Source organism: Burkholderia territorii (assembly GCF_902833055.1).
GTDB lineage: Bacteria > Pseudomonadota > Gammaproteobacteria > Burkholderiales > Burkholderiaceae > Burkholderia > Burkholderia territorii.
Genome location: NZ_CADFEJ010000100.1, coordinates 1 through 533 on the forward strand (window position 1 = coordinate 1; position 533 = coordinate 533).

A 533-nucleotide genomic window follows, 5' to 3' on the forward strand; every position below is an offset into this window, starting at 1 on the left:
GGCCCGCTGCTCAATCCGGTGGAAATGGCCAATACCAACGGCGCCGACGTCGCCAAACGCGTCGAGAACAGCCGCTACGCGGGCCCGCTCAAGCAGTTGTTCGGCGCCAACCTGTTCAACGATCCGCAACTGGCGATCTCGGAGGTGATGTTCGCGATCGCGCGCTACCAGATCGAGGACCAATCCTTCCACCCCTACAACAGCAAGTACGACCGCTGGCTGGAGGGCAAGGCCCATCTCACGCATGCCGAGCTGCACGGGCTGCGCCTGTTCAACGACCCGGACAAGGCGAACTGCGCCGGCTGCCACCTCTCGAAGCCGAGCCAGGACGGCCTGCCGCCGATGTTCACCGACTACCAGTACGAGGCGCTGGCGGTGCCGCGCAATACCGCGCTGGCCCAGAACAAGGACCCGGCCTTCTACGATATCGGCGTGTGCGGTCCGTTCCGCAGCGACCTGAAGGACCAGTCGCAATACTGCTCGATGTTCCTCACGCCGACGCTGCGCAACTCGGCCACGCGCCACGTGTTCTT

1 protein-coding gene is annotated in these 533 nt (G+C 64.5%); it reads left to right on the plus strand.

The window, feature by feature from the left end; genetic code table 11:
- The coding region (locus HW466_RS31200; protein WP_279610399.1) for a cytochrome-c peroxidase at positions 1-533 on the plus strand (533 nt) is incomplete at both ends.